Raw genomic sequence first — 26,232 nt, 5'->3', positions numbered from 1 at the left:
CTACGCGCCAGGCCTTATGCACGTTGCACCCCCCCCACCAACCCCCCACCAACCCCCCACCATCGCCCCCTTCACGACCCCCATATACAAAGTCCAAGAAGCCAGGTCAGCACCGAAAGACAACCCTCGGCCTAGGCCGGGATCACTCGACGTTCTGGACCTGTTCTTTAATGCGGTCGATCGCGCCCTTGACCTCGACGATCAGACGCGAGATCTCCGAATCGGGCGACTTGCTTGCGATCGTGTTCGCCTCGCGGAGCATTTCCTGTGAGAGAAACTCGAGCGTGCGGCCGAGGGGATTGCCATCGCCGTTTGTAAGCAGTTGCTGGAACTGCTCGATGTGGCCGGTGAGACGGTGGATCTCTTCGGCGATGTCCGACTTCTCGGCGTAGATCGCGATCTCGCGGATCAGGTCGGCAGGGTTCACCACGACCTCGGTCCCCTTGACCATCATCTCGATGCGGGACCTGAGTCGAGTCTCGTACTCACTCACGACCGTGGGCGCACGCTCGGAGATACGGGAGAGCCGTCCCGCGATCTGCGTCCGGTGGGAGAGGAGTTCGTCGGCGAGCAGGCGGCCCTCACGCTCGCGCATGCCGAGCAGTCCCTCGCACGCGCGATGGAGGAGGGGGAGCATCGCGCGGCGGGCCCTGTCGAGCCGATCCTCGCTGTCTACAGGGGCTGTGAGCACCCCCGGGAGCGTCAACAGTCCGGAGACATCGACGCGCACGGTGCCGTCAGCGATCATGGGGGCGCGCCGGATCTGCTCGATGTAGTGCTCGAGCGCCTCGTGATTCACGGTGTGTGCGCCGCCGACTCCTGAGTCGGTGCACGAGGCGGTCATCGTGATGCTGCCCCTCGAAATCCTGCGGCGCAGCTCGGACTCGAACTCGGCCTCAAGTGACTGCAACTGATCCGGCAGGCGTATCACGGCCTTGAAGTACTTGTTGTTGAGAGACCGGACCTCGACGTGATAGTGAACGCCGTCGATCTGCGCTGAGGCCTCGCCAAATCCGGTCATGCTGCGAATCACGAATATCTCCACGACACGAGCACGCCCGATCGCGTGCCGTGGCAGTCTAGCGAATCCTCGATTGCGGGTCACACCGCCCGGGCGGGAGTTGCAGACAGATCAGCGGCCGCCGTCCGGATCGGCCTCGCCCGCTTGGCCACCTTCCCCATCACCCGAGGTATCCGGCACAGCATCTGCGGGGGGAACAGACACTGGCGCGTCGGTTGCGGGCATCTCGGGGAGACGGGCGGGATCCATCGACCCTGCGGCGGGCGGCACCGCGCCATCACCCTCGGGCATTGTCGCTCCGGCGGGGGTCTGGTTCTGCGGAGCACCTGGCGTGGGCCTCGGGCTCTTTGTCGCGTAGACGAGCCCCATCGAGACGAGCAGCCAGAAAATAAAGACCACGATCGTCATGATCGTGAGCGCATCGCCCGTCTTGGCACCGAAGGCCGTCTGCCCAGAGCCGGCACCCGCGCCGCCGAAAGCCGCGGCAAGCCCGCCGCCCTGCGGACGTTGGATCAGAATGGTGAGGATCATCAGCACCGAAGCGACGATGCCCAGAACCACCAGACCGCCGACAAGCCACTGATTCGCGGCCAGTGTGACAAGTGGAGACATTCGAGCGAACTCCAGAAGATGCGTTTGACAGGTCGTATTGACAACCCTGACAAACACCGAAGTGCAAGCGACACCAGAGACAGGGCAGAATGGTAGGCCGCAGGCGGGTGGTGCTCAGGGTGAAGCGGCGGCGACGATCTGCGCGAAGTCGGCGGGTTTGAGGGACGCGCCGCCGATCAAGCCCCCGTCGATGTCGGGCTGAGAGAAGAGTTCTTTCGCGTTGGCCGCGGTCACGGAGCCGCCGTATTGGATGCGCATCGCCTCGGCGTGATCGGCCCCGTACATGGAGCGAAGCACCTTGCGGATGTGGGCGTGGGCCGCCTGGGCATCGGCGGGGCTTGCGGTCTTGCCGGTACCGATCGCCCAGACCGGCTCATAGGCAATGACCACGTGAGCGAGCGAGGCGGGCTCCACCCCGGCCAGCCCGGCACGCAACTGGGTCTCGTTGACAATGTCTGTCTCGCCCCGCTCGCGTTGATCGAGCTTCTCACCGATGCAGAGGATGACGCCCAGGCCCGCTGCGAGTGCGGCTCTGGCTTTGGCGTTGACGATCACGTCGCTCTCACCGATGACGTGGCGACGCTCCGAGTGGCCCGCAAGCACCCAGGTCGCACCGCAGTCTCTGAGCATGGCGCATGAGACCTCGCCTGTGAACGCGCCGTCCGCGCGGTCGGAGACGTCTTGCGCGCCCAGCATGACGCGCGAGCCCTTGAGGGTGTCGGCGATGGTAAGGAGATAGGGGAAGGGCGGGAAGACGACGACCTGTGCTTGCGTCCCGGCTGACGAAGCAGCCACCGCACGGGCAAGCTCGACGCCCGAGGCACGATTCGTGTTCATCTTCCAGTTGCCGCCGACGATGGGTTGACGCATGGGCGTGTGTCTCCGGCGCTCAGAAGGCGCACGAAGAGACTAGGTCGCCGCGAACCACGAGGGAAAGGCACAACAGAGCCAGACCTTTACGATCAGCACCATCGCCTGGGGATATGCCGTCGGCCACCGACCAGGAGCGGGACGCGAGGGTGTCAGCACCCGCTCCCGAACGCGTCCATGAAGTCCAGGAAGTCGATGATGTCGATGATCGTGTCACCGTTGAGATCGGCGTCGAAGCCGCCCGAACCGGCACAAGGCGAGGGCTGACCATCGCACGAGCCGAAGGCGTCCATGAAGTCGAGGAAGTCGAGAATGTCGACTTCGCCATCGCAGTTGACGTTCGCGATGCAGGCGCGGACGTAGCTCAATGCCGATTCCACGCCCGCGGGTGCGGCCGTGTCGAAGAGGATGCACGAGTACTCACCCTCGTCCGCATCGCCGAAGTTCGAGATCGAAACGCTCGGCATGTTTGCGCCTGAAATGATGGAGCCGGTGCCGGTCGGGCCATCGGCGAGGGGCATCCACACGCCACCCACTCGCTTCCGCCAGAGATGCGACGGCGAGCCGCCCGTCGACTCAAGCGTCAGCGTCGCTGTTCCGCCCTTGCATGTGATGGTGTCGGCGAGTGGCTGCACCTGGATCCGAGGCGGCAGCGTCACGATCGCGAGTGCGGTCGTGCTGAACCCGCCCGCGAAGATCGGACCGAGGACGTAGGTGTTACCCACCAGTTCGGCGATTCGGTTCAGACTCGCTCCGTGGATCATATAGATACGCCCGTTGTCGGGGTGGATCGCAGCATCACCGAACTGGGCGAGACTTGGCGGGGATGCGAAGTTCGAGAACGTCGGTGCCGGGAACGGTGTCGCAAGCTGCACCACGCGGTTCGTCGATGTCCGATTCGGATCGAAGAAGATGTCACGGGTCGCATCGCATGCCACAAAGTCAAGATCGGCCTGACTCGGCGAGGAAGCAGCGGTCGCGAGCACCGTGCCCGTTTCATCCATGAGCGCGATGGACGTCGTGCCGAAATTGCCGAGGTTCGCGTACGAAACGATGATGGCGTTGTGGCGCGGCGACCACTCGAACGCCTCGCAGTATCGGGCGTTCAATGGAGCGCCTGCCACGATGTCTGTCACCGAACCCGTCAATGGATCAACAATCATGGCGCGAAGCGGCGTGCTGGAATCCTTGAAAATCGAGAACGCCAGCCGATTGCCCGGGAGCGTTGTCGCGGACCTCACATACGAGAACCCGGCAGGAAATGGAACGCTCATGTACGGTTTGTGCGTTCCTGTCGCCATGTCGATGATGCGGATCTGGAACATGCCGCCTGACGGATCGGACGCCCCGATCGTATCGAAGAGCTGCACACCGCGATCGCCCTCTGCCCACGCGCATCCCGCGATCGCAACGAGCATGGACGCCGCACCCAGAATGTGATTGGCCTTCCGCATCTCAAACCTCCGATTCTCAATACGCCTTGCAGCACGACCGAGAGAGCGGGCCGGAGGGATTCCGGCGCGCTCTGAGAACAAAATTCGGTGGCAATCGCGGAGAGGGACTCTCGCTCCGTTCGTGCCGCTCAGCACCCGATCCCGAACGAATCCATGAAATCGAGGAAATCGAGAATATCGACGAGCGTGTCACCGTTGAGGTCCGCATCGAAGCCGCCCGAACCGGCGCAGGGCGCTGGCTGACCACCGCACGAGCCGAAGGCGTCCATGTAATCGAGGAAGTCGAGCACGTCCGCGATGCCGTCCATGTTGAAGTCCGCGGCACAGCCCGCGAGCGTAAACGAGCCGGAGACGTTGAAGAAGATCCTGCCGACGCCACGGACACGGATCCGCGCCCCTGGTGTGGAGACAGCGGGAAGATCAACGGTCGCGCTGCCGTTGTTCGGGAAGGTGCCGAGCGAGATCGGGAACGAGAGCCCGTCGTCGGTCGAGAGGTCGATCGCGACCTGCGAGCAGGAGATCGGCGAGAGATTGGTGTTGCCGACGGTCCATGCCACGGCCGCGGCTCCTGCGCCCAACGCGTTGCCTGTTGCGGGCGCGACCACCATGAACGGTGATGCACTAGAGGGAATGAAGAGGTCTGCTGTCCCGGAGATCGCGACGCCGCCCGCGCCGGGGCTGTTGTCTCGAACGATCACCCGGAACCTGCGCGTCGCGTTGGTCGCCGTCGGGAGCTTCTCTCCCGGTGTGGAGACACCGGACAGAATGTCTGACCACTGAGGGAAAGTTCGGGTGCCATCCAGCACCGGCGGGAAGATGCGGAAGAGTGCGCCTTGCCCGTTATCTTCCGAGCCCTCGCCCGTGAGCGGCCTGCGGACCCCGTCGTCGCGTTGTTCCCATGAATACGTCAACGTGTCGTTGTCGGCGTCGATGGCGGTCGCGCTCAGCACAAACGGTGTGCCGGGCGGGATCGCTGTGTCGGCCGTGCGGAACGTGATCTCGGGGATGTTGTTCGTTGTGGCGACAGGTGACATGCAAGACGCCGTGCCGCTGTCCAGAAATGCCCGCATCTCGAGCACGCTGCCGTGGTGGAACCAGGGATCGGCGAACTGCACGATGTTGTCGCTGGGCGGCTCGTCACCGACAGGACAGCCGCCGGCATAGCCCATCGGCGAAGATCCTGTTCCCGCTTCCCACGCGGTCGCGAGGTTGGCGTTGTTGCCGCACCGCCCGCGTGTGCCGCTGAAGGTGTGGTTGGCTCCGAACTGGTGCCCGAACTCGTGGATGACGACGAGCGCGGAGAACGGGTCGGCATCGCCGCCCCGGGGAATGCCCGAGATGCCGCCGGCCTTGTTGCTCGTGCAGACGCTGCGGAGATACGCGACCCCCCCGGCGATGCGCGTCACGCAGTGGCCGAGGTCAAAGTTCGCGCTCCCGATCACTTCTGGCACGTGTGTGCGATTCACCGAGAGCACGGGGCTCGAACAGTCGCTGCCGCCCAGGCCGTCGCAGGTGTCCGGATATGGATCCGTCGCGGGATCGAAGTAGACAATCAGGTCGTTGTTCGCGACAAGATCGAAGTGGACACCCAGGTCCATCTCGAAGACGACGTTCGATCTGGAGACGATCGTCACGATCGCGGCCATCGGATCCGCGGCGTTTGGCTCGTTCCCCTGGATCGTGCTGTGGTGGAGCCCGTACTCGCCCGTACAGGCGATCGCGGTCCGCACGTTCCGGCGCGCCTGGAGTGCTCGTGACGCGCCGTCGCCACCCGCGCCACCCCGAATCGGAGCGGGTTCAACGATGTCGCCTCCGAGCCCCGCGTGGGTGTGGCAGGTCCAGTCGGTCGCGCCGTGCAAGTCGCGGAGCCAGTAGGCCACAACGTTCGAGTCATCGCCGGAACGCCAGAGGTCGATCATCCACGTGCCGCCGCCCTGGCCGAGGTCCGCCGGCTCGCGCAGCATGCCTGTCAGACCGCGCTGCGTGAGCTCGATGCGCCCGCTGGCAAAGCCATCAGCGGATTGAACGAGATACGTGCGCATCATGGGGAACTTCGCTGCCAGCGCGGGCTCCATCACCGATGAGAGCGCGACATAGCACGGCATCAGCACACCCGACGGATGCGGCAGGTGGACGAGCATGCCGTACGTCGCGAGGGGCGTGCCCACGCTCTCCAGCGGCGCATCGGAGAGCAGCACTCGCAATGCCGCAGTGTCAACCGTCGCGTGAACCGCGGAGACCGGGCGCGGACCGGGGACGCTCCACGCCGGGCCGAGGTCCGAGGGTGGCCCAGGGAGGAGGGTGATCTCAGGCGCGGCCGCGGCAGACGCGAACCCGAGCGATGCGCCCAGAACGATCATGGCGAAGGAGAGGCGTCCCACGGCTCAAGCCCTTTCTCATGTCCCGCGAGGCATGCAAAGTAGCCGATCATGGCACCCTGACGCAAGACGAATTGAGAGAGATTGACAGCAGCATCGCTTCTGATGGAAGCGTTGCCACCACCTCATCACCCATATCGAAGCCCAACAAAGGGAGATCAGGGTGGCGGCTTGGTGCTCGCGATGCGTTCCCTTCGCTTCAGTACTCGATATGTACAGGAACCCGGGACCAGTCCGCGCTGGTGTCGAAGTAGACCGCGTTGATGCCCTGGGTTCCGGACGGTGCCGAGCGGTGGTATGGACCGATATCGTCGAAGAGGCGCGGCAATCTCGGCGAAGCCGTTCGCGAGGCGATGCGCTCACCATCCATATAGAAGGTTGTGACACGGCGCGCCATCGCGGGTGTCACACGCATGGTCAGCGGCTCTTCCATGTGGAGCCCCGCGTGATAATCGTAACTGAAACCGATCTTGGTCGCGTATGTCTGATCCGACGGGCAGGCGTGGGGAAGCTTCCGAACGAAACCGCCCGCGCCATCCGGCAACGATGGGCCGCCGATGTAGTCGGCGAGTTGGTCGAGCAACAGTTCCCCGCGATACGCCCTCATGCGCTCGTCAGGGCGTGCCGCGTAAACGCTCGGGCTCGCGGGGAGCACACCCCGATTCTCGATATCCATGTAGAGATGCGTCGCGCCAGCGAGTTGGCGGAGATTGGACAGGCAGACCGTTCGCTGGGCCGTCGCCCGCGCATCTGCGATGACCGGGGCCGCGATCGTGATCAGCATAAAGACCAGTGACACGACAACCATCGCCTCGACGAGCGTGAACCCGCGGCCGCGATGGAGTGTGGCACGATGCATCATTTCTGCTCTGAGGAGAGCGGGGGATCGCCGGGCAACCGCACATACGAGGCGCGCGCCGCCACTTCCGGACGCTCGTCGTCACGCATCTCACGGATACGGGCCGCGACATCCTCGCGAGCGGTGAGCCCGCTCTCCTCCGATGTTGCGAGCCCGGTGCGGCGCACGCGCCAGTTGTCGTGATAGAGCGCGTCGATGATCACTCGCTCCATCGTGGCACGTGCGTTCTCGTCGCAGCGATTCGTCGCGAGCCGGTCTGACGCGAGCGCGATCGCCCAACGCTGAACGAAGACATCATCAGTTCCGTGGGCGCACTCGTGGAGAAACTCCGCATCCTCCAGCGTCGCCCTGGCTCGACCGGCGATCTCGTTCTCCATCTGCGCCATGCGTACCGCGGCATCTCCGCTCAACCCCGCGGCAGCCGCGATCGACGACTCTCCCTCGCCGGATCCGCACCCGTTGCAGCCGCCGCTCGCTTTCGTCGTCGTCTGGGCCGCGGGCGAGATCGCCGGAGGCGAGACCGCGCGCGAAATACTGAAGGCGGCGGCTACACCTGAGATCGCCACAGCAAGCATGGCGATTCCAACACCCTTCATCGATTGTGCCGTCATGTCTGGACCTCCCCAGAAGAAAGACGCGGCTCGATTCTCATCGAGCCGCGTGCGGCCACACTCCAGTCAAGTCACGGATTGGAGGGATCTCCCGCGGGGAAGAGTTTGTTGTCGCACCAATCCTGGCACCCCGTCGCGTCCGTGCAGTTCGTCACGCAGCACGCGTAGCAACTCCGAATCGTCAATGTCGAGCCGCAGTTCGTCTTGCCGCACTGAGCGCCATCGCCCGTTGATGCAAGAACGACCGAGAACGTTGAGAGACAGCAGACCAACCCGAACGCAGCGGTCACGAATCGATTCTGTCGCATAGCAGTACCTCCTTGCAGGTTGCGCGCAGAATACTTGAACTGGGGGATCACATCAACCTTGCATGGCCAATCATGGCCAAGATTCGCGGGAATCCACCGCAGTTGGACTCGGAATCATCAACGGAAGGGCCGATAACAAATTCATTGTAAGTTGATGCAAGCGAATGGTTTATCGCCGAGATGCTTGTCATGTGGCTCGAAGCACGACTCGCATGCTGAGTGGATACCGTGCGTTATCCACAACGCACTCCACGGCGTCGGAAACCTCGCGTCGTCCCGAATGTGGAACGCAAAACAAGGCGCGAACTCACTCGATCGCGATCAGCCAGGGTTCAGCGCGTTCAAGGCTTTTGAGCGGCTCGGGGAGCGAGTCGAGGTAGGCGTGGATCTCATTCGCGTCGTGCGAGCCCTTGAGGAGCATGGCATTGTCGCCCGCGACGATGGCGACGCCGGAAATGTCGGCGAGGCCGAGGTCGATCGGCTGCCGCCACTTGTCGCGGCGGGTGCCCTGATCCCACTGGACGCGGCAGGAGACAACGGCGACGTCGTTCATCGGGTATTCGGCGTATCGCGCATGGATGCCGCGGCGGCGGACCCACTTCACGGTGCCGGAGAGGGCATCGAGAGTCACCATGTCGCTCGCTCTCCACTGGATCAGCGCATAGACGAGCATGACGACGAGAGCACCGGCGATGTACAGATCCATGTGGGCGGGTAACTTCGACGGCGGCGAGACAATGAAGAGGACGAGCGCGATGAGTGCGCTGAGGATGGGCATCGAGGCACGGCGAGCGTAGCGCCAGCCGCGGTCGGAGAGGACGATCGAGTCGTCGGCCTGGATGCGCGGCCGGATGGTGACAATGACGCCGCGTGGCGCGCGGGCGGCGTTGGACTTGGTGGGGGAAATGGTGGAGAGAGACATCATCTGAGTCCCGTAGAGTGGGACGCCGTTGGCCGAGTCAGAAGCGGGGCTTGTCGCCGCCGGGCTGGGGCGGGCATTCAGTGAGTTTGCGGATTCGTCCGTTGGAGAACTGGACCTGTCCTGCGCCGACGGGGAGGATGCCGCCGATGGCGAGGCCGTTTCCTGCGGACCATGCGTCGTCAACGGGCAGTGGTCCGTCGAGGATCTCCTGGCCGTTGACGGTAAAGATGATGCGATCGTCGTAGCGGACGACGCGGACGTGTGCGCGGGTGTCGATGGGCACGGCGTGGCGGGGCTTGCGTGCCCAGCCCAAGGCGACATCGGCGCGCTGTGCTCCCGGGAGAACGCACGCGCCGACCCAGCGGGCGTTCTTTGAGCTCATCCATTCATAGCCGATTGCGAAGCCGACGCTCACGCCTTGCGCGACGTGTAGCGCGCTGAAATCGATGTCGATCTGGGCTTCGTACCTGGCGCCGACATCGTCCAGGAGGCGGAAGAGGCAGAACTCGCTCTTTGAGGTGCTCACGCGCACCGCGCCATGATCAACGGTGATCCACGCGCCGCCGTTGGAATCCCATGATGCGAAGGCGCCGAGCTCGAGGTCTGCCCAGTCACCCGCGTGGTAGTCACGAAGCAGGCGGGTGCGCTTCACGGCGAGGTCCGCGATGGGGATGTCTTGCTTGCGGGCCTCATCGGTGGATGCGCGGGCCTCCACGGCGATCGCGTGTGCGCCGTCGAAGTCGTTGTTCTGGATTGAATCCCACATGCGGTCGTAGGCGGCTGCGTTTGCCGTCATGGCGAGGAAGGCCTCGGCGCGGAGGTTGCCGTCCGGGACGCGGAAGCGCGTGAGGGTCGCGGTGTCGAGGTTCCGGCGCGTGTCGTTGTAGATCCGTGCCAGGGTTTCGCGCCGACCGGTGTGCCATGCGGCGATCGCCTGAACGGTGCGGAGCTGGCGGAGGCGCGCCTCACCGGCGGGGGGATCGGCGACCGAATAGGCCTGCGCGAGTTCTTCGATGGTCTCGTAGACGCCGGGGACGCGCATGATGGTGCGGGTGTCGTCCACTTCATCGACGAGGTCGTCGAGGATCTCGAGGTACTGGAGGGGGACTTCGGTGTCGAAGCGCCCGCTCTTGACGCACCATGTGGCGAACGAGATCATCATGGCGTACGACCCGCCCCAGCGCGGGCGCAGGTGCCAGCGGAGGGTCCGGTAAGCCCAGATGTGATCGAACTCGGCATCGGTGGCGGCGCGGAACCAGTAGACGGGGTCATCGGGGCGCGAGCCGAAGCCCATGTTGGAGAGGGAGATCATGCTCGAGGCGGCTTCGGGACGATCGGGCGCGAGCGCGTGGGCGGCCTCGTAGCGCTTGGCGGCGAGCGGCATCAGCTTGTCGTAGCCCTTCCAACCCTCCTGGGTGACGGTGTTGGTGAAGCCGCCGCCGCGACGACGCCAACCAATGCTCTCATGCAGACTTGCCCAGAGCATGTTGCTGAGCCATTGATCGTCGGTGGCTTGCTCGAAGCGATTGCAGAAATCGGCGGCGGCGGTCTCGTCCAGTGTGTGTGTGACGAATCCGCGGAGTCGTGAGTAGAAGTAGCGGGAGGGGATGCGCGGCGCGTTTCGATCGGCGGCGAGAGCGAGAAAGGCGTCCGCTGCGATGGAGGCCTGGAGCGCTGCCTCGTCCGGTCGCTTGGCGTTGGCGAGGGCTTCGGCGAGTTTCCATTCCACCCACGCCTTGCGGCTGAGCGAGTGGTTTGACGCGCGGAGGGCTTCGGCGGCTTGCGAGACTTCCGCAACAGGGTTCTTCGCGTCGTTGAAGGCGACCCGCACCTGCGCGACGAGTGCGTTCACGAGGGGATCAGAACATCCGGTTTCTCGCAGGCGCGCGGCGTAGCCCCGAAGGCGCGGACGATCGGTGAGCGTCAGCCGCTGATCGGCAGATGCCTGGGCATATTCCTCAAGGAAATCGCGGGCGACGGCGTCCCATTTGGAGTTGCGATCACCCAGACGTTCATACTCGGCACCGAGGGTGGCGCGTTCGAACGCGAGATTCTCTTCTACCGTGGCCTGATAGACGGGTGTGGCGCGGACGCTCTCGGCCGTGGCGAGCGTGGGGTTGGTCGCGGGAGCTGTTTCGGGGACAGCGGTCGCGTCAGGGGAGACCTCGCGATCGGGGGGCGGGGGAGGCGCATCCTGCGCGGCAGAGGCACACGCCAGTGTGGCGGCAAGACACATCGCCCGGATCGACGGCATACGACACTCCTTCAGATCGCGGCAGCGAGAGGCGAGCCGCGGATAGAGCGGAGTGTACCAAATGGGGTCGGCGAGGAAAGGAACCGGGAGGAGAGTTGGAGCATGGCAAGAAACGAAGTCCAATTGGCTCCGCTGGCGCAGGAGAAACGCTCGCGCTGTGCGCGGCGAAGAGCACCAGTTCCGTCACCAAGCGACAGGAACTGGCGGCACCCGACTGGCGCACACCAGCGTCTCGGATTGCAATGTTCATCGCACTGGCTGGCAGGCAACCAGTGGCACTCACTCAAGCTCACTCGACCGTGACGGACTTGGCGAGGTTGCGGGGCTTGTCGACGTCGTGGCCTCGGATCACCGCGGCGTGGTAGGCCATGAGTTGCAACGGGATCACGGTAAGCATCGGGCTGAGGGGCTCGATGATCTCCGGCACGTAGAGGACCTCCTCGACATGGCGCTTGATCTCTTCATCGCCTTCGGTGGCGACGGCGATGACGTGGCCCCCTCGGGCGCGGACCTCGGCGATGTTGGACATGACCTTGTCGTACTGGCGTCCCTTGTTGGCGATGAAGACGGCGGGCATGCCCTCGTTGATGAGCGCGATGGGTCCATGCTTCATCTCGGCCGCGGGCATGCCCTCAGCGTGGATGTAGGAGATTTCTTTGAGCTTGAGCGCGCCTTCGAGGGCCGTGGGATAGTTGTAGCCGCGGCCCAGGAAGAGCCAGTTCTCGCGGTCGCAGTAACGCTCGGTGACCTTCCTGATGCGCTCGGATTGCTCCAGCACGCGCTCAACCTTGTCGGGGATCGACTGGAGCTGTTCGAGCCAGCGGGCGCACTGGTCGGCGGACATGACGCGCCTGCGGGCCATGAAGAGCGTGATGAGAGAGAGCACGGCGACCTGTCCGACGAATGCCTTGGTGGAGGCGACGCCGATCTCAGGGCCGACGCGGAGGTAGACGCCCGCATCGGTCTGGCGCGAGATGGTGGAGCCGACGACGTTCACGACGCCGAGCGAGAGCGCGCCGCGATCCTTGGCCTCTTCGAGCGCGGCCAGCGTGTCGGCGGTCTCGCCTGATTGGCTCACCGCGATGACGACGGTGCCGTCTTCGATGATCGGGTTGCGGTAGCGGAACTCGCTGGCGTACTCGGCGCAGGCGGGGATCTTGGCGAGATCCTCCAGCATGTACTCGCCGATCATCGCGGCGTGGAGGGCCGTGCCCTGCCCGGTCAGAATCACACGCCCCGCACGGACCAGTTCCTTCGCGTAGGTGCTCAGACCGCCGAGCACGACTTTTCCATCTTCTATCGCGATACGACCACGGAAGCAGTTGCGGAGAGCCGCGGGCTGCTCGTAGATCTCCTTCTGCATGTAGTGCTCGAAGCGACCGAGTTCGATCTGCTCAAGGTCGAGTTCGAGTTGCATCACCTTCGGCGAGACCTCCACGTCGTGAATGTCCGACGAGCGGAAGCCATCTCGCGTGATCCGCACGACGTTGTAGTCGTCGAGCGGCATGGCCTGTGTCGTGTGGGCGACGATGGCGGAGGCGTCGGAGGCGATGATGTACTCGCCGTTGCCGATCCCCACCAAGAGGGGCGAACCCTTGCGCGCGCACACCAGCACGCCCGGCTCTCTTTCGCAAATGACGGCGATCGCGTACGCGCCCGTCACCTCGCGGAGCGCGGCCTGCACGGCCTTCTCAAGATCGCCCTCATAGAGCTCGCCTATAAGCATCGCGAGGACCTCGGTATCGGTCTCGCTCGTGAAGACGTGCCCCTTCTCCTGCAGGTAGGCCTTCAGAACCGAGTAGTTCTCGATGATGCCGTTGTGAACGAGGCAGATCCCGCTCTTGTCATCGCGGTGTGGATGTGCGTTCGGCTCGGTCACGCCGCCGTGCGTGGCCCAGCGGGTGTGCGCGAGGCCCACGGTGCCGTGATAGCCCCCGATCTGCTCGAGCTTGTCCTCAAGATTCGCAACCCTGCCAACAGCGCGGCAGACGTGCAGCCCGCCATTCAGGATCGCCACTCCCGCAGAGTCGTACCCGCGATACTCGAGCCGCTTCAGGCCCTCGATCAGGATCTGTTGCGCCGGCTTCGAACCGATATAACCAACAATACCGCACATAGACCGACCTCTCTCCTGTATGCCGCCGCGGGAAGGATCCTGACGCGGGGCGTGAGACGGCGAAACTCCAAAGATCGGCCAGCGGCACCGACTCGGTCAATGGTACTTGCCCGCGCGCGCGAAAGTTCGCCCCGGGACTCCGAGTGGGTCCAGATAAACACCGGCCCCGAACAGGCCGATCCCCGTATCATCGCAGATTGGCAACGGAGCGTGCCCTGACGCTCCCCGGAACGCTTCGTGTTCGTCGCCCAGGCACATTCATTCGTCCAGCAGGCGCGGCTGGCGATCACCCTCGCATGGGTCGCCGGGTACACCAACATCATCACCTTTCTGGTCTGCGGCACCGTCACCTCGCATGTCAGCGGCACCACCTCAAACCTCGGACGCGACATCGTCGAGGGCATCCGCGGCACGGCGGGCGCGTGGACCCTCGCTGGCTATGCGATGTTCCTGCTGGTGACGTTTCTTGGGGGCGCGTTCCTCTCGGGGATCACCACCGAGATCGGCCGACGTCGGGGATGGGACTCGATCTATGTGCTGCCGATGGCGCTCCAAGCGCTCTTTCTGACGCTCTTCATGCTCGCGCTGCGGGTGACGCACACCAATGAGCCACCTGATGATCAACTCGTCTGGATCAGCGGCATCGCCTCTTTCGCGATGGGCCTTCAGAACGCGACCATCACGCGGATCTCCAACGGGGTCGTGCGAACGACGCACGTGACAGGCGTGCTGACGGACCTCGGGATCGAATTGGCGCACCTCTGGCTCTGGGTCCGCGACCGCGACCTCTCGAAGCTGGACCCCGGCGTGCGGGCTCGGGTGGCGCACACGCTCTCACAGCCGGTGATCCGGCGTGTCGCTCTGCTCGCGTCGATCCTCGGGTCTTTCGCGCTCGGCGCGGGGCTTGGGACGGTGGCGTTCGACTATTCGAGGCCATACGCGATGGTGCCCCCTGTCGCGTTCCTGCTCTGGATCGTCCTGATCGATGCGATGCGTCCTATCGCTGCGATCGAGCCGTCGGACCTTGTCGCCAACGGCGCGGGCGAGGGACTGCCCCAGGCAATCCGCGTCTATCACATCCGCCAGGACCAATCGCGTCGCAAAGGCCGGCGCGCGAAGTTGCACAGTCTGCCAAATATGACCGCGTGGGCCGAGCGTCTCGGGGATGAGGTCCGCGTAGTCATCCTCGATCTTGCCGACGTGACCCAGCTCGACGGAGACGCGGCGTTCGAGTTGCGATCGTTGCTCGCGCTGTTCAAGGCCCAGGACCGGCACCTCGTGCTCGCGGGCGTCTCGCATGAGCAATACGATCAACTGCGTCGGGCCGGAGCCGGCGAGATGCTCGAGCCGATGAGCGCGTGCCCGGACTTTGAGCTCGCCGTCGCGCGGGGACTGGCCATCCTTCAAGAACACGGCCTGGCCTGACCCATCGCCGCACTCCTGCTCACGCACCATACACACGCACGAAGACCCATCCGAGAAAGTCCGACGAGACAATCACGAATCAGAACCGGACAGCCCGACAGCCAACGCGAGTTCTCCCGAGATGTCGAACAGCCAGGAGCGACACCGATGCAACGCACGGCCATGACCTCGCTTGTGATGGCGCTGCTTCTCGCGCCCAGTCCAGCATCTCCAGCCCTTGCCCAGAACCCACCGACGGATGACAGTCCAACGCTCGCCGGGCCGGTTCCCACGCGTCCCGCGGCTCCCACGCTCGTGGATCTTCGCTACGACGGATCGCTGCGCGAACTCGACGCCTCGCCGGAAGAAGCCGCGATCTCGCACATGAACCTCTCGTCCGACACGCGACAACGCGTCGACGCCGTGATCGCGGCCCGTCAGGCCTTCTTCGATCGCGTGCTGTCGCGGAACCTGATGCTGCTGCTGGAGATCGACGCCGCACAGAAGGCCGAGGACAAGCTCACCGTCGGGCGGCTGAGTTTCGATCTGATCGCCCACTTCGAGCCCCTTCGTCACGAACCCACCTTACGCAAGCAGATCCGCGATGTGCTCTCGCCGAGTGAGCAGGAGAGCTTCGACGCGATGCTCGACGCATACACCCGCGCGTTCGACGCCGATCTCCGGGCCAAGGCCGAACGCGAGGGCGGACGCATCGGCACGCTTCAGGTCGCGGCCACTTATGCGGGCGCTCTCTTTACACGCGACATCGAACGCTCGATCAATCGCCTTGAGAACTCGGGTCACATCGCGTTCGAGTACGTGCTCGCACAACTGCAACTGAGCCAGGAAGACGCGGAGCGTGTCCGCAAAGCCGCGGCACCGTTCCTCGGCGTCAACCCCGGAGGCATGACGGAGAAGGACTACGGGCTTGCGTTCCTCGCCGCGGCAGCGCACCTTCCGGAGCGTCAACGCCTGAAACTCGCCGAGATCCTGGCGGGGTTCTGAGGCGGGCCGAATTCGGTTTTGGGATTACTTCCGATCCACCGGCACCGCGATCCCGGTCACGACGATGATGGTGTTCGGCTCGAATCCGTTGACGGCTGCGAGCACAACTCTCTCTCCGATCGGCGCGTTAACGGAGGTCTGGATGCCTCGTTCCTGTCGCCTCACGACGCCGAATGAGAACGTGTCGCCGGCGATCGTCATCGCATTGTTCTGCACCTCGGAATCAAGAAGCCAACCAGCGAGTTGGATCGAGACATGCCCTTCTGACGCGTCGACCGAACCGACGAGAAGCGTGCCGACGAATCCGTCTTCGGCGGTCGCGAACTGGGCCTGATACCCCACGGCTTGTGTTCCGACGACTGGGATCCAACCACTGACATATTGCTCTGATGTCGTCGACTGGACGACCGACTCCGTCTGCGCGGTGACAGTCTGGGATGAACGCATCAGACGAACGTCCGTCGTGACCGGTGCCGGCACGCCCGGGGTCGGCAGTGAGTCCGAGACCATCTGCACCGCCTCAACGTTCACAATGTAGCGCGCGCCGCCGACGCCACGGTACGCGCCCAACGCGTTCTCAAGTTGCTGGTGCGCCTCTGGAGAGCCGCTCGCGACGTAGATCCCATCGCGTATGCGTGAGACATACAGGCCTGTCGCCGTCCCGATCTCGAGGAGGAGATCCTTGTCCTGAGCACGCTCGATGTGTGGAACGATCTCGATGAACGGCGACACACCGCTGCCTTCTCCCATACCACCGCCACCGCTCACACGAGCCGCGAGGTGGAGCATCTGGCCAGTGTTCTCTCCGCGTATGATGTCTCGGGCGTCATAGATCCTCAGCACGCGGATCGGATCCTCCTGAGCCAGAGCCGTCGGAGCCAGGGCCGCGGCTCCGACGAGTGCGAGCGCGATACGAGCCAGCGTCAGTCTTCGATCCATGTTCTTACTCCTTTTTGCTCAACCAACATGTGAGTCACTGTTCAGTCGGGTATGAGGTGCGAAGGCCGTGGCTTCGCGCCCATGCCAGCAGGGCCTTGTCTTCGCTCATCTCCGAAGCGATGCGGGCGCACTCGCCCGCGAGTGCCGGATCGTTCTGAAGCCGCGCCAGACGCTCGAACGCCACGGGACGCAGCGAGGGCTCGCGCGCCCACACGCGGCAGGCCTCCAGCTGCTCGGAAGCGGACATCGCGTCCAGCGTCTGCCTCGCCAGCTCAGCCGATCGCAGCGTCCGGCCCAGCGCGATGTACCTGCGTGCACGCTCAGCGTCTCTCACGCTCTCGCTCGCCACGTCACTCGCGACGGACTCGTGCCGAACCCGCGTTGCCTCCGCCTTCATCGTGGTCGCGGCTGATGCACGTTCGATCTCAACCATCGAGGCCGCGGCAACGGGCGCCTCGAAGAGCGTGCGCACCCTCGGGCGGGCTTCCGACACCACGCGAGGCCCTTCATCCGCCGGTATCGGCTCGGTCTGTATCAGAGTTCCCACGTCGGCGACTCGTCCCTCGATCACCGGCGATCCGGGTGAGCCGCCCGCAAGAGACCGCCCGAGCAGAAACGACCCGCCGACAAGCAGAGCCACGCACGCCGCGCCCGCGAGAATGCGCCGTGCCGCTCGACGCTGGTAGATCGCGAAGACCTCGGCAACGTGATCCATACGGCCCTCAAGAATCCCGTCGAGCACGTGCGCCGCGAGCGCGTCGGTCCGACGGATCTCCGCTATCTCCTGGCGTGCCGCAGGGCTTCGGCGGAGTTCCTCTCGCAGCGCCGCGGCCATCTCTTCGGTCAGTTCGCCGTCGATCAGCCGCTCCAGCATCTCGTCGTTCCAGACGCTTCCCTGATCACCCTCGTTGCCGCCTCGCTCGTGGTGGTTCATGGTTCGATCCCCCGTTGCGTCAGTTCCTTACGCAGGCGCGCCCGTGCCTCGTGCAGCGATGCCCGTGCCGCTTCCTCTGTGCATCCGATCGCCTCCGCAATCGAGGCATACCCGAGCCCCTCAACCAGACGGAGCACAAGCGCAGCGCGCTGCTTGGGAGGAAGTAATCGGATCGCATTGAACACAATGGCGCTGCGTGCATCGTCCGAGATGTAGATCGAAGCGGGGCTGCTCACCGCGCTGGCCGCGAAGCGCCGGAGCCGTCTCGCCCGCGCCCGGAGCGTTCGCTGCCGATCAAGCCAGAGCCGCGTCAGGGTCTGGGTCGCGTAGCCGATGTGCCCCTGTTTCTCCGGAGCTCTTGCGAGTATTCTGGCGATCGTCTCTTGTGCCAGATCCTCTGCCTCGTGGCTGTCCGCGCCGAGCGCGACCGCGCGAGACCGCAAGATGTCCCCGAATGCCGCTGCATCGACCCGCCGCGCCCCCACTGCGTGCCGTTCTCCCTCGGTATGGGTGTCGTCCGGGTCGATCGCGAGAGGCGCGACCACTCTCTCTCCCAGATCCGGGTTCGTGCCCTGCGCGCCTTGGTCGGACTCGCTCACCTGTCTGAGCCCCAAGGGTGTGCGTTGATCGATCGAAGTCGGGATGGCAAGTACTTGGACCACACAAGAAAGGACGGTCTCCTCTCGTTTGTGTGAGATCGCTGGCGCATCATCGCAAAGTTCATCGCGGCCCGCCAGAGGAACCAACCCCGTCGCGCCACGCGAGGATCGTGCCGCCCGAGCCCGGAAATCGCGTGAATCGCCCTCAGGAACCGCTGCCGAAAGTGGTCGATCAGCGGGTGAGCGTCTATTCTGTCCCAGTTTGCGCCGAGCGGGAACGGGCGTCCCGCGGAGCGGGTCCCTTTCGCCACTTTGGACGCCGACGCCGGGCGTTCGGGCCGCAACACACGATGCCAAAGCGCACGGATATCAGGACGATTCTCGTCATCGGCTCCGGCCCGATCGTCATCGGCCAGGGGTGCGAGTTCGACTACTCCGGGGCGCAGGCGTGCAAGACGCTGCGGGCCGAGGGGTATCGGATCGTGCTCGTGAACTCCAACCCGGCGACGATCATGACCGATCCGTCGCTGTCGGACCGGACGTACATCGAACCGATCACACCCGAGGCGGTCCGCAAGGTCATCCAGCGCGAGTTCGAGCAGTCCGAAGGGAAGAGCGCGGCCTCTCAGGACTCGCCGGTCGGCAAGATCGACGTGATCCTTCCGACGCTGGGCGGGCAGACGGCGCTCAACTGCGCGTGCAAGCTCTTCGACGACGGGACGCTCGCCGAGTTCGGGGTCGAGATGATCGGCGCGGATCGGAAGATCATCCATCGCGCGGAGGACCGCCAGCAGTTCAAGGACATCTGCGAGGGGATCGGGCTGTCGCTGCCCAAGGCCAAGACCGTCACGACGATGGAGGATGCGCTGGCGTTCCTGGATGAGATCGGGCTGCCGGCGATCATCCGGCCCGCGTTCACGCTCGGCGGCTCCGGCGGCGGCATCGCCTACAACCGCGATGAGTTCCGCGACATCGTCGCACGCGGACTCGCGGCGTCGATGATCACCCAGGTCCAGATCGACCAGTCGATCATCGGGTGGAAGGAGTACGAGCTCGAGGTCGTCCGTGACAAGAAAGACAACTGCATCATCGTCTGCGGCATCGAGAACATCGATGCCATGGGCGTCCATACCGGCGACTCCGTCACCGTCGCCCCGATCCTGACGCTGACCGACAAGGAATACCAGGCGATGCGGGACGCCGCGATCGCGATCATGCGGGCGGTGGGCGTCGAGACGGGCGGCAGCAACGTGCAGTTTGCGGTGAATCCGAACCCGCCGCTGAACGAGAACGGGAAGCCCAAGTTCCAGATGATGGTGGTCGAGATGAACCCGCGCGTCTCGCGGAGTTCCGCGCTTGCATCGAAGGCGACGGGCTTCCCGATCGCGAAGATCGCCGCGAAGCTCGCCGTCGGGTACACGCTCGATGAGCTGCGCAACGACATCACGGGTACCACGAGCGCGTGCTTCGAACCGGCGATCGATTATGTCGTAACGAAGATGCCGCGCTGGACGTTCGAGAAGTTCCCGGAGGCGGACGAGACGCTGACGACGCAGATGAAGTCCGTCGGCGAGGCGATGGCCATCGGTCGCACCTTCAAGGAGTCGTTCCAGAAGGTCGTGCGCTCGATGGACGTGAAGCGATTCGGGCTGGGGCTGGACAAGAACGACAAGTGGCTGACGGCGATGCGGGCGGTCGAGCATGACCAGCTCGTCCTCGACCTCACGCCTCGCATGGGCGGGAGCACGGGCCTCCGCACCGCCGACGGCGCGCCGATCGAGTGGCCGATCCCGCTGGACAAGCTGCATCGCAAGCTGGCGGTGCCGAGCCAAGGTCGGCTGTACTACGTGCGGTACGCGTTCAAGATGGGGTGGACGATCCCGCAGGTGCACGAGCTCACGAAGATCGACCCCTTCTTCCTCGATCAGTTCAAGCAGATGGTCGAGTTCGAGGATGTGCTGTGCGGGTATCGCACGCTGGAGGAGCTACCCCGCGAGGTGCTGCTCCTGGCCAAGCAGTGGGGTTACTCAGACGCGCAGCTCGCGAACCTGTATTTCGGGAACATCTCGAGCGAGAACATCCTGAAGGTGCGGGCGCATCGGAAGTCGCTGGGGATCGAGCCGACGTACCGGCTGGTGGACACGTGCGCTGCCGAGTTCGAGGCGATCACGCCGTACTACTACAGCACGTACGAGAACGAGTACGAGGTGATCGGCGCGGACGGCAAGGGGGTCGTCCAGCGCGACGATGAGATCCGCGTCACCGACAAGAAGAAGGTCGTCATCCTCGGCGGCGGGCCCAACCGCATCGGGCAGGGGATCGAGTTTGACTACTGCTGCGTTCACGCGGCGTACGCGGCCCGCGACCTGGGCTTTGAGTCGGTGATGATCAACTCGAACCCGGAAACGGTGTCGACGGACTACGACACGTCGGATCTCTTGTTCTTTGAGCCGCTGACGCTTGAGGATGTGCTGAACATTGTGGAGAGGTTGGATGGAAGCACCGCGGCTTCTGCGACGCGCGTGGTCGACCTGCTCACAGATGCTGAAATGGCGGCCGTCGGCGCGATGCCACATCAGCCATTTGGCAAGGGCGGAGCGAGCGAGATCCCGGGCCTCACCGATCTGTCGCTTCCATCCGATCTAAGCGACCAACTTGATCGGGTTCGCTCGGCACAGAACGTCTCGCATCTCGCAATCATCAGCGCGGGCCGCACGTGGCTGCCAGACCTGGAAGCGAACGTGATCTCGGTCGGAGTTCTCACTTCTGATGGCACCGTTGGCCACGCATACTTCTCGCCTGATGGCCAACTGTTGAAAACGGATTGGCTATCGCACTGGACGGAGTGGTATGACGAGGAAACGGAAACTGAGGACCGTGCTCGTGCACAGCAGTGGCTTGCATCACTTCCAAGTTCCGTCACTCCGTCACTGGTTCATGGCCTGATCGTCCAGTTCGGAGGCCAGACGCCCCTGAACCTCGCCAAGGGGCTTGCGCTCGCGGGCGCGCCGCTGATCGGCACGACGCTGGACTCCATCGATCTGGCGGAGGATCGCAAGCGGTTCGATGCGTTGCTGGAGAAGTTGAAGCTGGAGAGGCCTGCAGCGGGGATCGCAAGGTCCCTGGATGAGGCGGTCACGGTCGCGAGCTCGCTCGGGTATCCGGTTTTGGTGCGTCCGTCGTACGTGCTGGGCGGGCGGGGCATGGAGATCTGCCCGGACGAGAAGGCGCTGCGGCACTTCATCACGAACGCGCTGCGTTCGAGCGATCTTGAGGATGCACCGGTCTTGATCGACCGTTTCCTGGATGCGGCGACCGAGGTCGATGTTGACGTTGTCGCCGATTTCGGGTCTGGCGGGTCAGGCGGCACCGCTCTCGTCTGCGGCGTGATGGAGCACATCGAGCAGGCGGGGATTCACTCGGGCGATTCGGCGTGCACGCTGCCACCGTGGTCGCTGCCGCGGCACATCGTGGAGCGGATCCGCCAGATCTCGCGGGATCTGGCGCGTGAACTGAAGGTCTGCGGATTGATGAACGTGCAGCTCGCGGTGAAGGACGAGCATATTTACATCATCGAGGTGAACCCCCGCGCCAGCCGCACGGTGCCGTTCGTCGCCAAGGCCAAGCACGTCCCCTGGCCGCGCATCGCCGCGATGGCGATGATGGGCAGGTCGCTGGCGGAGATGGGCGTGAAGGAGGTTCCGGACACGGGCGCGTACGCCGTGAAGATGCCGGTCTTCCCGTTCAACCGATTCCCCGGCGTGGATGTTGTGCTGGGTCCGGAGATGCGTTCAACGGGCGAAGTCATGGGGATGGATGTGTCGCTGCCGCTGGCGTTCCTGAAGGCGCTGCTCGGCGCGGGGACCACCCTGCCCAAGTCCGGCGGCGTCTTCATCTCCGTCCGCGAGCAGGACCGCAAGGAGATCGTCGGCCCCGCGCGCACGCTCATGGCCATGGGCTACACCGTGTACGCCACCAAGGGCACGGGCGACTTCCTGCGGCGTCACGGGCTGCGCCCCGTCGTGCTCGAGAAGATCGGCGCGGCAATCCGCCCCAACGTCCTGGACCTCATGTCCGACGGCAAGATCCAACTCGTCCTCAACACGCCCACACGCACCGGCTGGCAGACCGACGAGGGGCGTATCCGCTCCACCGCCGTCCGCCTCGGTATCCCCATGATCACCACCAACACGGGCGCCAACGCCGCCGTCAGGGCGATCGAGGCGCTGCGGGCCGGCGACTGGGACACCGTGGCGATGCAGGAGTACAAGGCGCTGGCGGCGTCGGCGGGGGCGTCGATTGAGCCGGTTGTGGTGAGCAAGCCCGGAACCATGGCGAGTGCTGCGAGGTAGGGCTCCTGAGGTCGCGCGTGACGCGCTTCTTGCCCGCAACTTCACCATCGGGGTTCGTGAACCCTTCTCCAGATCATGAACTCAACGCGAAGGCGGACAGGACACCACGCCGGGCGAAAGAGCGCAAGTGTCAACAACTATCAATATTCTGATTATTGACATGTGTTGCACGTCACGATACGCTATCCATCTGTCGATGTTATCGTTCTTGACACATGGTGCCACATGCGAGACGAACAGCCGCCTGCCACTTTTATGGATTTGTTCGCCGAACATGCTCTGCCAGAATTGATCCTCATCAACAACCCCCAGGTCAGGGAGATCGCGGAGCGATATGACGCTTGGCGCAAACTCCGCTACGTTGCCCGAGAGAACGGACTCAATCCGGAAGCCACATGGAGTGCTCTGAAGTTCATACGCCTCATGAAGTGGCGCCCGTTTGACGGACTTCTTCGTCATGAGGGTGGTCAGGCGTTTGGCCTGTCCGAGGGCTCCCACCTGCTCGAGCCATTGCACCGGATCGATCGCGCAACCGGCGGGGGCGGACCCGCCGCGCTCTCTCCGGACGGGGGCGTGCTCGGCGATGAGACGCTCAGAACTCGCTTCCGCATACGCACGCTGATCGATGAGGCCGCGGAGAGTTCGATCATAGAAGGCGCGGCCAAAACACACAAGGATGCTGTCGACCTGCTTCGATCGGGACGGTCGCCCAAGGACAAGGGCGAGCGGATGATCATCAACAACTACCTGGCCATGCAGCAACTCAAAGGATGTCTCGAGAAGGAGCTTTCCGTCTCGTTGCTCAAGGACATGCAACGGACCCTTACGGAAGGCACGCTGGATGATCCATCCGATGCCGGCCGGTTCCGTCGGGCGGACGAGAACGTGCGGGTGGTTGACGAACGCGACGGATCAACCATCTTCGTGCCGCCACCCGCCGAACAGATCGACGCGCGGCTCAAACGGCTGTGCATGTTTGCGAACCATCGGCATGAGGGCAAGGATTTCCTTCATCCGGTCGTCAAGGCGTGCATCCTGCACTTCATGCTCGGATATGAGCACCCCTTCGTCGATGGCAACGGTCGCACAGCGCGAGCGCTCTTTTATTGGTTCGCTCTCAAGCACGGGTACGGCATCTTTGAGTACCTCACCATCTCCGAGATCATCCGCAAGGGCTACGCACGCTACCCACAGGCATACATAGACACCGAGACCGACGATGGCGATCTCACCTACTTCGTCCTCTACCACCTCGACGTGATCGAGCAGGCCCTCGATCGCCTCGCCGTGCACCTCAAGACCGAGGAGCATCGCATCGAAAGCAGCCGACAGTTCCTGATTCTCGCCCGGGATCTCAACCTGCGTCAGCGCCTGCTGCTCGAGCACTCACTCCGTCATCCTCACACGCAGTACACGGTCAAGTCCCACATGAACTCGAACGGGATCTCGGTCAACACGGCCCGATCTGATCTCGAAGATCTTGTCCGTCGCCGACTGATGGTCACCAGCAAGCGCGTTCGCGAGGTCATCTATCTCGTCGTGCCCGATCTGAGCCAGCGGCTCGCCAGAAAACGCCGCTCCAACGGCTGAGGTTTCTTATCAACAGGTCGATGAACAACGATCGCTTCGCGCTGGTCTGTGCGAGAGGATTCTATCAGCGGGGAGAAAAGTGAGTGCGGACGCCCGAGAAAGCGCCCGCACCCTCAGCGCTCATCTGGCAGTCTTGGACTGTTGCACCGCCAGATGCGTCCTCAGTTCGATCCGTTGACACGACCCCGTCACGGGTCGCGTCTCCAACTCTGCCGACCACGATCGAGCGACAGCCCGGGCTGCACAGCAGCCCGATTCGCGGCTCAGCCGATGTCCTTCCTCACGCTCCCGGTCGTCGGTCCCGGGCCATCGCTCGTCGTGCTTCCCTGACCGCTCGGGATAGACACAACGCCGCGTTCCCGGCGCGCCTCAGTAAAGTTTTTTCTTATGCCCGGCCGTCCGATGCCGGCCCGCCCTTCCACGCGCTGCCACACTCCGAGCACTGCGTGACGGTCAGGTTTCCCGAGAGGTCATAGCCGCATTCGGCACAGTGTGACTGGTACCACGGCTCGCGAGCGATGGCGAGTTCTTTCAGATAGAGATAGCAGCCGAGAGCGACAAGACCAACTGACACGATCGGCGGCGAGGTGAGAAGCATCACGAACTGAAAGGTGCCTGGGTCGGGGGCCGCCGCCGCCGCGAAGAATGCGAACAAGACGCACACGCCGAAACAGGCAATGCTCCATATCCCTAGCCGGCGTGCGGCGTCAAGATATCTGCTCTCACGTGGAGCTGCGCGTGCCTGCATCTCGATCCACACCGTTCCGAGCACCAGCATCACGATCATGCCGCCACATCCTAGACCGAACACGGCAAGCGCCACGTTCCCCACTAGGCGTGAAAGCAGCGGGATGAGGAAGAGCCACATCGGGACCGCGCCTGCGATCATCACGCACACGCCGAACGCGAGAGACGAAGTCCACCTACGGAATACACCGATCGTGCGCGTGCCGCCGAGCTTGTTCGCATCGCACACAAAGAGCGCTTGCATCGCCATGGTGATCATGGAGAGGATCGTGGCCGGTACGACGCAGAAGAGCGAGCCCCCACCCCCGAAGAACACTTCGCCTGCCACGATCACAAAGAGCAGCAAGCCGATCGTCTGGATGAGCCAGAATCCGGCTATCTCGCGTCCTGCGTTGGCGACTTGGTATGGACTGTGGCCACTCATGCTCCACCATCGCTCAATGCGTTACCGGTTCTCCACCCCGTCCCGCACTCCGGGCATCGCTCCGCGTTCGGCGTGCCGCTCATGTCATAACCACACACCTCGCAGTGCCCGCCGTACCACCGCTTGCGCCGCTTCATCAGGATCGGCAGATAGATCGCCGGCCCGAGCGCGAACAACCCCACTCCGCCGCAGATCGCAAGCGCCCAGAACGTCCCCGCGGCACAGTAACAATCGTGCTTCCGCCGGATCATCACATCGAGCGGCACGATCGCAACGACCTCAACGATCGTGCCCGTCAACAGGCGCGCCGACCAGCGCGCCAGCGTCCCCTCCTGCCTCTCACGCCTCGAGAACGCCACGAGCAGGGGCGTCGCCGTCGCCCAGCCGACGGCCTGCAGCGCGACCAGCCCCCAGAACACCGTCTTCCACTCCAGTATCTCGGGCATATTGAAGAGCGTGAGCGCGATCTCGATCCCCGTAGCGATCAGCGCGATCACCAGCGCAACCCCCGCGAACGACGCCAACCCAAGCGTGGTCCACGCCGACCGGCCCGTCCGCTTCAATCCCGGCTTCCGCACAGGCCAGAGGAAGATCGACTGCAACGCCGCCAGCGACGCCCCCACGATCAGCGCGAACGACACCGACTCGCGGCTGAAGAGATAGTCCCAGGCGTCGCCCCACTGCTGCATCACCACCAGCGGCAACACCCACGCCAGAAACGTCTGTGCCAGCCACATCAGCAGCATCACCCGCCAACTGACGTTCATCTCTCGCCCGTCTTTGTGGCGTCGCTGGTCCATAGAGATCAGCGTACCACCACCCCGTCCACGCTG

20 protein-coding genes are annotated in these 26,232 nt (G+C 64.2%); 4 read left to right on the top strand and 16 right to left on the bottom strand.

What is annotated here, in order from left to right; translation table 11 throughout:
* Positions 1 to 142: 142 nt before the first annotated feature.
* From KF838_14740 to glmS, 11 genes are all read right to left on the bottom strand, one after another.
* Positions 143 to 1,033 carry a YicC family protein gene (locus KF838_14740; protein QYK48034.1) on the bottom strand — a complete coding sequence of 297 codons (891 nt, stop codon included), beginning with the start codon at positions 1,031 to 1,033 and terminating at the stop codon, positions 143 to 145.
* Between the two features lie 99 nt (positions 1,034 to 1,132).
* The gene (gene secG, locus KF838_14735; GenBank protein QYK48033.1) at positions 1,133 to 1,633 is read right to left on the bottom strand and encodes a preprotein translocase subunit SecG; all 501 of its coding nucleotides are present in this window, start codon (positions 1,631 to 1,633) and stop codon (positions 1,133 to 1,135) included.
* A 114-nt stretch (positions 1,634 to 1,747) separates the two neighbouring features.
* On the bottom strand, positions 1,748 to 2,503 hold the full coding sequence (tpiA, locus tag KF838_14730; protein ID QYK48032.1) for a triose-phosphate isomerase: 756 nt from the start codon (positions 2,501 to 2,503) through the stop codon (positions 1,748 to 1,750).
* A 152-nt stretch (positions 2,504 to 2,655) separates the two neighbouring features.
* Positions 2,656 to 3,957, bottom strand: coding sequence for a hypothetical protein (locus KF838_14725; protein ID QYK48031.1), 1,302 nt, complete (start codon positions 3,955 to 3,957; stop codon positions 2,656 to 2,658).
* A gap of 128 nt (positions 3,958 to 4,085) precedes the next feature.
* Positions 4,086 to 6,338 (bottom strand): hypothetical protein, encoded by a 2,253-nt coding sequence (locus KF838_14720; protein ID QYK48030.1) that lies wholly within the window; start codon positions 6,336 to 6,338, stop codon positions 4,086 to 4,088.
* Between the two features lie 196 nt (positions 6,339 to 6,534).
* Positions 6,535 to 7,197: a type II secretion system protein gene (locus KF838_14715; GenBank protein QYK48029.1), complete on the bottom strand. Its 663-nt coding sequence runs from the start codon at positions 7,195 to 7,197 to the stop codon at positions 6,535 to 6,537.
* Positions 7,194 to 7,805, bottom strand: a complete 612-nt coding sequence (locus KF838_14710) for a hypothetical protein (protein QYK48028.1) — start codon at positions 7,803 to 7,805, stop codon at positions 7,194 to 7,196. The genes KF838_14715 and KF838_14710 overlap by 4 nt, the downstream gene beginning before the upstream one ends.
* A 71-nt stretch (positions 7,806 to 7,876) precedes the next feature.
* A complete protein-coding gene (locus KF838_14705; GenBank protein QYK48027.1) occupies positions 7,877 to 8,113 on the bottom strand; it encodes a hypothetical protein in 237 nt (78 codons plus the stop codon).
* Positions 8,114 to 8,420: 307 nt separating this feature from the next.
* Entirely contained in the window at positions 8,421 to 9,038 is a 618-nt protein-coding gene (locus tag KF838_14700) for a hypothetical protein (GenBank protein QYK48026.1), read from the bottom strand.
* 34 nt (positions 9,039 to 9,072) lie between these two features.
* Positions 9,073 to 11,289 carry a hypothetical protein gene (locus KF838_14695; protein ID QYK48025.1) on the bottom strand — a complete coding sequence of 739 codons (2,217 nt, stop codon included), beginning with the start codon at positions 11,287 to 11,289 and terminating at the stop codon, positions 9,073 to 9,075.
* Between the two features lie 289 nt (positions 11,290 to 11,578).
* Positions 11,579 to 13,405 carry a glutamine--fructose-6-phosphate transaminase (isomerizing) gene (glmS, locus tag KF838_14690; protein QYK48024.1) on the bottom strand — a complete coding sequence of 609 codons (1,827 nt, stop codon included), beginning with the start codon at positions 13,403 to 13,405 and terminating at the stop codon, positions 11,579 to 11,581.
* Positions 13,406 to 13,642: 237 nt separating this feature from the next.
* Between glmS and KF838_14685 the strand changes: the two genes are divergently transcribed.
* Positions 13,643 to 14,830: a DUF1275 family protein gene (locus KF838_14685; GenBank protein ID QYK48023.1), complete on the top strand. Its 1,188-nt coding sequence runs from the start codon at positions 13,643 to 13,645 to the stop codon at positions 14,828 to 14,830.
* A 147-nt stretch (positions 14,831 to 14,977) separates the two neighbouring features.
* Positions 14,978 to 15,814: a hypothetical protein gene (locus KF838_14680; protein ID QYK48022.1), complete on the top strand. Its 837-nt coding sequence runs from the start codon at positions 14,978 to 14,980 to the stop codon at positions 15,812 to 15,814.
* Positions 15,815 to 15,838: 24 nt separating this feature from the next.
* On the opposite strand, the gene KF838_14675 is transcribed toward KF838_14680, so the two are convergent.
* The 3 genes from KF838_14675 to KF838_14665 are packed head-to-tail and all read right to left on the bottom strand — an operon-like array spanning position 15,839 to position 18,286.
* Complete coding sequence (locus KF838_14675; GenBank protein QYK48021.1) at positions 15,839 to 16,753, bottom strand: hypothetical protein; 915 nt, start codon at positions 16,751 to 16,753, stop codon at positions 15,839 to 15,841.
* A 34-nt stretch (positions 16,754 to 16,787) separates the two neighbouring features.
* Positions 16,788 to 17,687, bottom strand: a complete 900-nt coding sequence (locus KF838_14670; protein QYK48020.1) for a hypothetical protein — start codon at positions 17,685 to 17,687, stop codon at positions 16,788 to 16,790.
* Positions 17,684 to 18,286, bottom strand: a complete 603-nt coding sequence (locus KF838_14665) for an RNA polymerase sigma factor (GenBank protein QYK48019.1) — start codon at positions 18,284 to 18,286, stop codon at positions 17,684 to 17,686. Before KF838_14665 ends, KF838_14670 begins: the two co-directional genes overlap by 4 nt.
* Positions 18,287 to 18,636: 350 nt before the next feature.
* On the opposite strand from KF838_14665, the gene carB reads away from it, so the two are divergent.
* A complete protein-coding gene (gene carB, locus KF838_14660) occupies positions 18,637 to 22,638 on the top strand; it encodes a carbamoyl-phosphate synthase large subunit (GenBank protein ID QYK48018.1) in 4,002 nt (1,333 codons plus the stop codon).
* A gap of 225 nt (positions 22,639 to 22,863) precedes the next feature.
* Entirely contained in the window at positions 22,864 to 24,228 is a 1,365-nt protein-coding gene (locus KF838_14655) for a Fic family protein (protein ID QYK48017.1), read from the top strand.
* A 385-nt stretch (positions 24,229 to 24,613) separates the two neighbouring features.
* Here the strand turns inward: KF838_14655 and KF838_14650 are convergent, their stop codons facing one another.
* Together KF838_14650 and KF838_14645 are read right to left on the bottom strand one after the other, a co-directional pair.
* Complete coding sequence (locus KF838_14650; GenBank protein QYK48016.1) at positions 24,614 to 25,399, bottom strand: hypothetical protein; 786 nt, start codon at positions 25,397 to 25,399, stop codon at positions 24,614 to 24,616.
* Positions 25,396 to 26,199 (bottom strand): hypothetical protein, encoded by an 804-nt coding sequence (locus KF838_14645; protein QYK48015.1) that lies wholly within the window; start codon positions 26,197 to 26,199, stop codon positions 25,396 to 25,398. The genes KF838_14650 and KF838_14645 overlap by 4 nt, the downstream gene beginning before the upstream one ends.
* Positions 26,200 to 26,232 lie beyond the last annotated feature (33 nt).

This window comes from Phycisphaeraceae bacterium (assembly GCA_019454185.1).
Classification (GTDB): domain Bacteria; phylum Planctomycetota; class Phycisphaerae; order Phycisphaerales; family UBA1924; genus JAHBWV01.
The sequence above is the reverse complement of the archived record's forward strand: the minus strand, read 5'-3'. Positions and strand labels throughout refer to the sequence as shown.

What these genes read in the sequence shown, in the direction of transcription:
- secG (QYK48033.1), bottom strand. Translation starts at nt 1,633, where the DNA reads ATGTCTCCACTTGTCACACTGGCCGCGAATCAGTGGCTTGTCGGCGGT.
- tpiA (QYK48032.1), bottom strand. Translation starts at nt 2,503, where the DNA reads ATGCGTCAACCCATCGTCGGCGGCAACTGGAAGATGAACACGAATCGT.
- KF838_14725 (QYK48031.1), bottom strand. Translation starts at nt 3,957, where the DNA reads ATGCGGAAGGCCAATCACATTCTGGGTGCGGCGTCCATGCTCGTTGCG.
- KF838_14715 (QYK48029.1), bottom strand. Translation starts at nt 7,197, where the DNA reads ATGATGCATCGTGCCACACTCCATCGCGGCCGCGGGTTCACGCTCGTC.
- KF838_14710 (QYK48028.1), bottom strand. Translation starts at nt 7,805, where the DNA reads ATGACGGCACAATCGATGAAGGGTGTTGGAATCGCCATGCTTGCTGTG.
- KF838_14705 (QYK48027.1), bottom strand. Translation starts at nt 8,113, where the DNA reads ATGCGACAGAATCGATTCGTGACCGCTGCGTTCGGGTTGGTCTGCTGT.
- KF838_14700 (QYK48026.1), bottom strand. Translation starts at nt 9,038, where the DNA reads ATGATGTCTCTCTCCACCATTTCCCCCACCAAGTCCAACGCCGCCCGC.
- KF838_14695 (QYK48025.1), bottom strand. Translation starts at nt 11,289, where the DNA reads ATGCCGTCGATCCGGGCGATGTGTCTTGCCGCCACACTGGCGTGTGCC.
- glmS (QYK48024.1), bottom strand. Translation starts at nt 13,405, where the DNA reads ATGTGCGGTATTGTTGGTTATATCGGTTCGAAGCCGGCGCAACAGATC.
- KF838_14680 (QYK48022.1), top strand. Translation starts at nt 14,978, where the DNA reads ATGCAACGCACGGCCATGACCTCGCTTGTGATGGCGCTGCTTCTCGCG.
- KF838_14675 (QYK48021.1), bottom strand. Translation starts at nt 16,753, where the DNA reads ATGGATCGAAGACTGACGCTGGCTCGTATCGCGCTCGCACTCGTCGGA.
- KF838_14670 (QYK48020.1), bottom strand. Translation starts at nt 17,687, where the DNA reads ATGAACCACCACGAGCGAGGCGGCAACGAGGGTGATCAGGGAAGCGTC.
- carB (QYK48018.1), top strand. Translation starts at nt 18,637, where the DNA reads ATGCCAAAGCGCACGGATATCAGGACGATTCTCGTCATCGGCTCCGGC.
- KF838_14655 (QYK48017.1), top strand. Translation starts at nt 22,864, where the DNA reads ATGCGAGACGAACAGCCGCCTGCCACTTTTATGGATTTGTTCGCCGAA.
- KF838_14650 (QYK48016.1), bottom strand. Translation starts at nt 25,399, where the DNA reads ATGAGTGGCCACAGTCCATACCAAGTCGCCAACGCAGGACGCGAGATA.
- KF838_14645 (QYK48015.1), bottom strand. Translation starts at nt 26,199, where the DNA reads ATGGACCAGCGACGCCACAAAGACGGGCGAGAGATGAACGTCAGTTGG.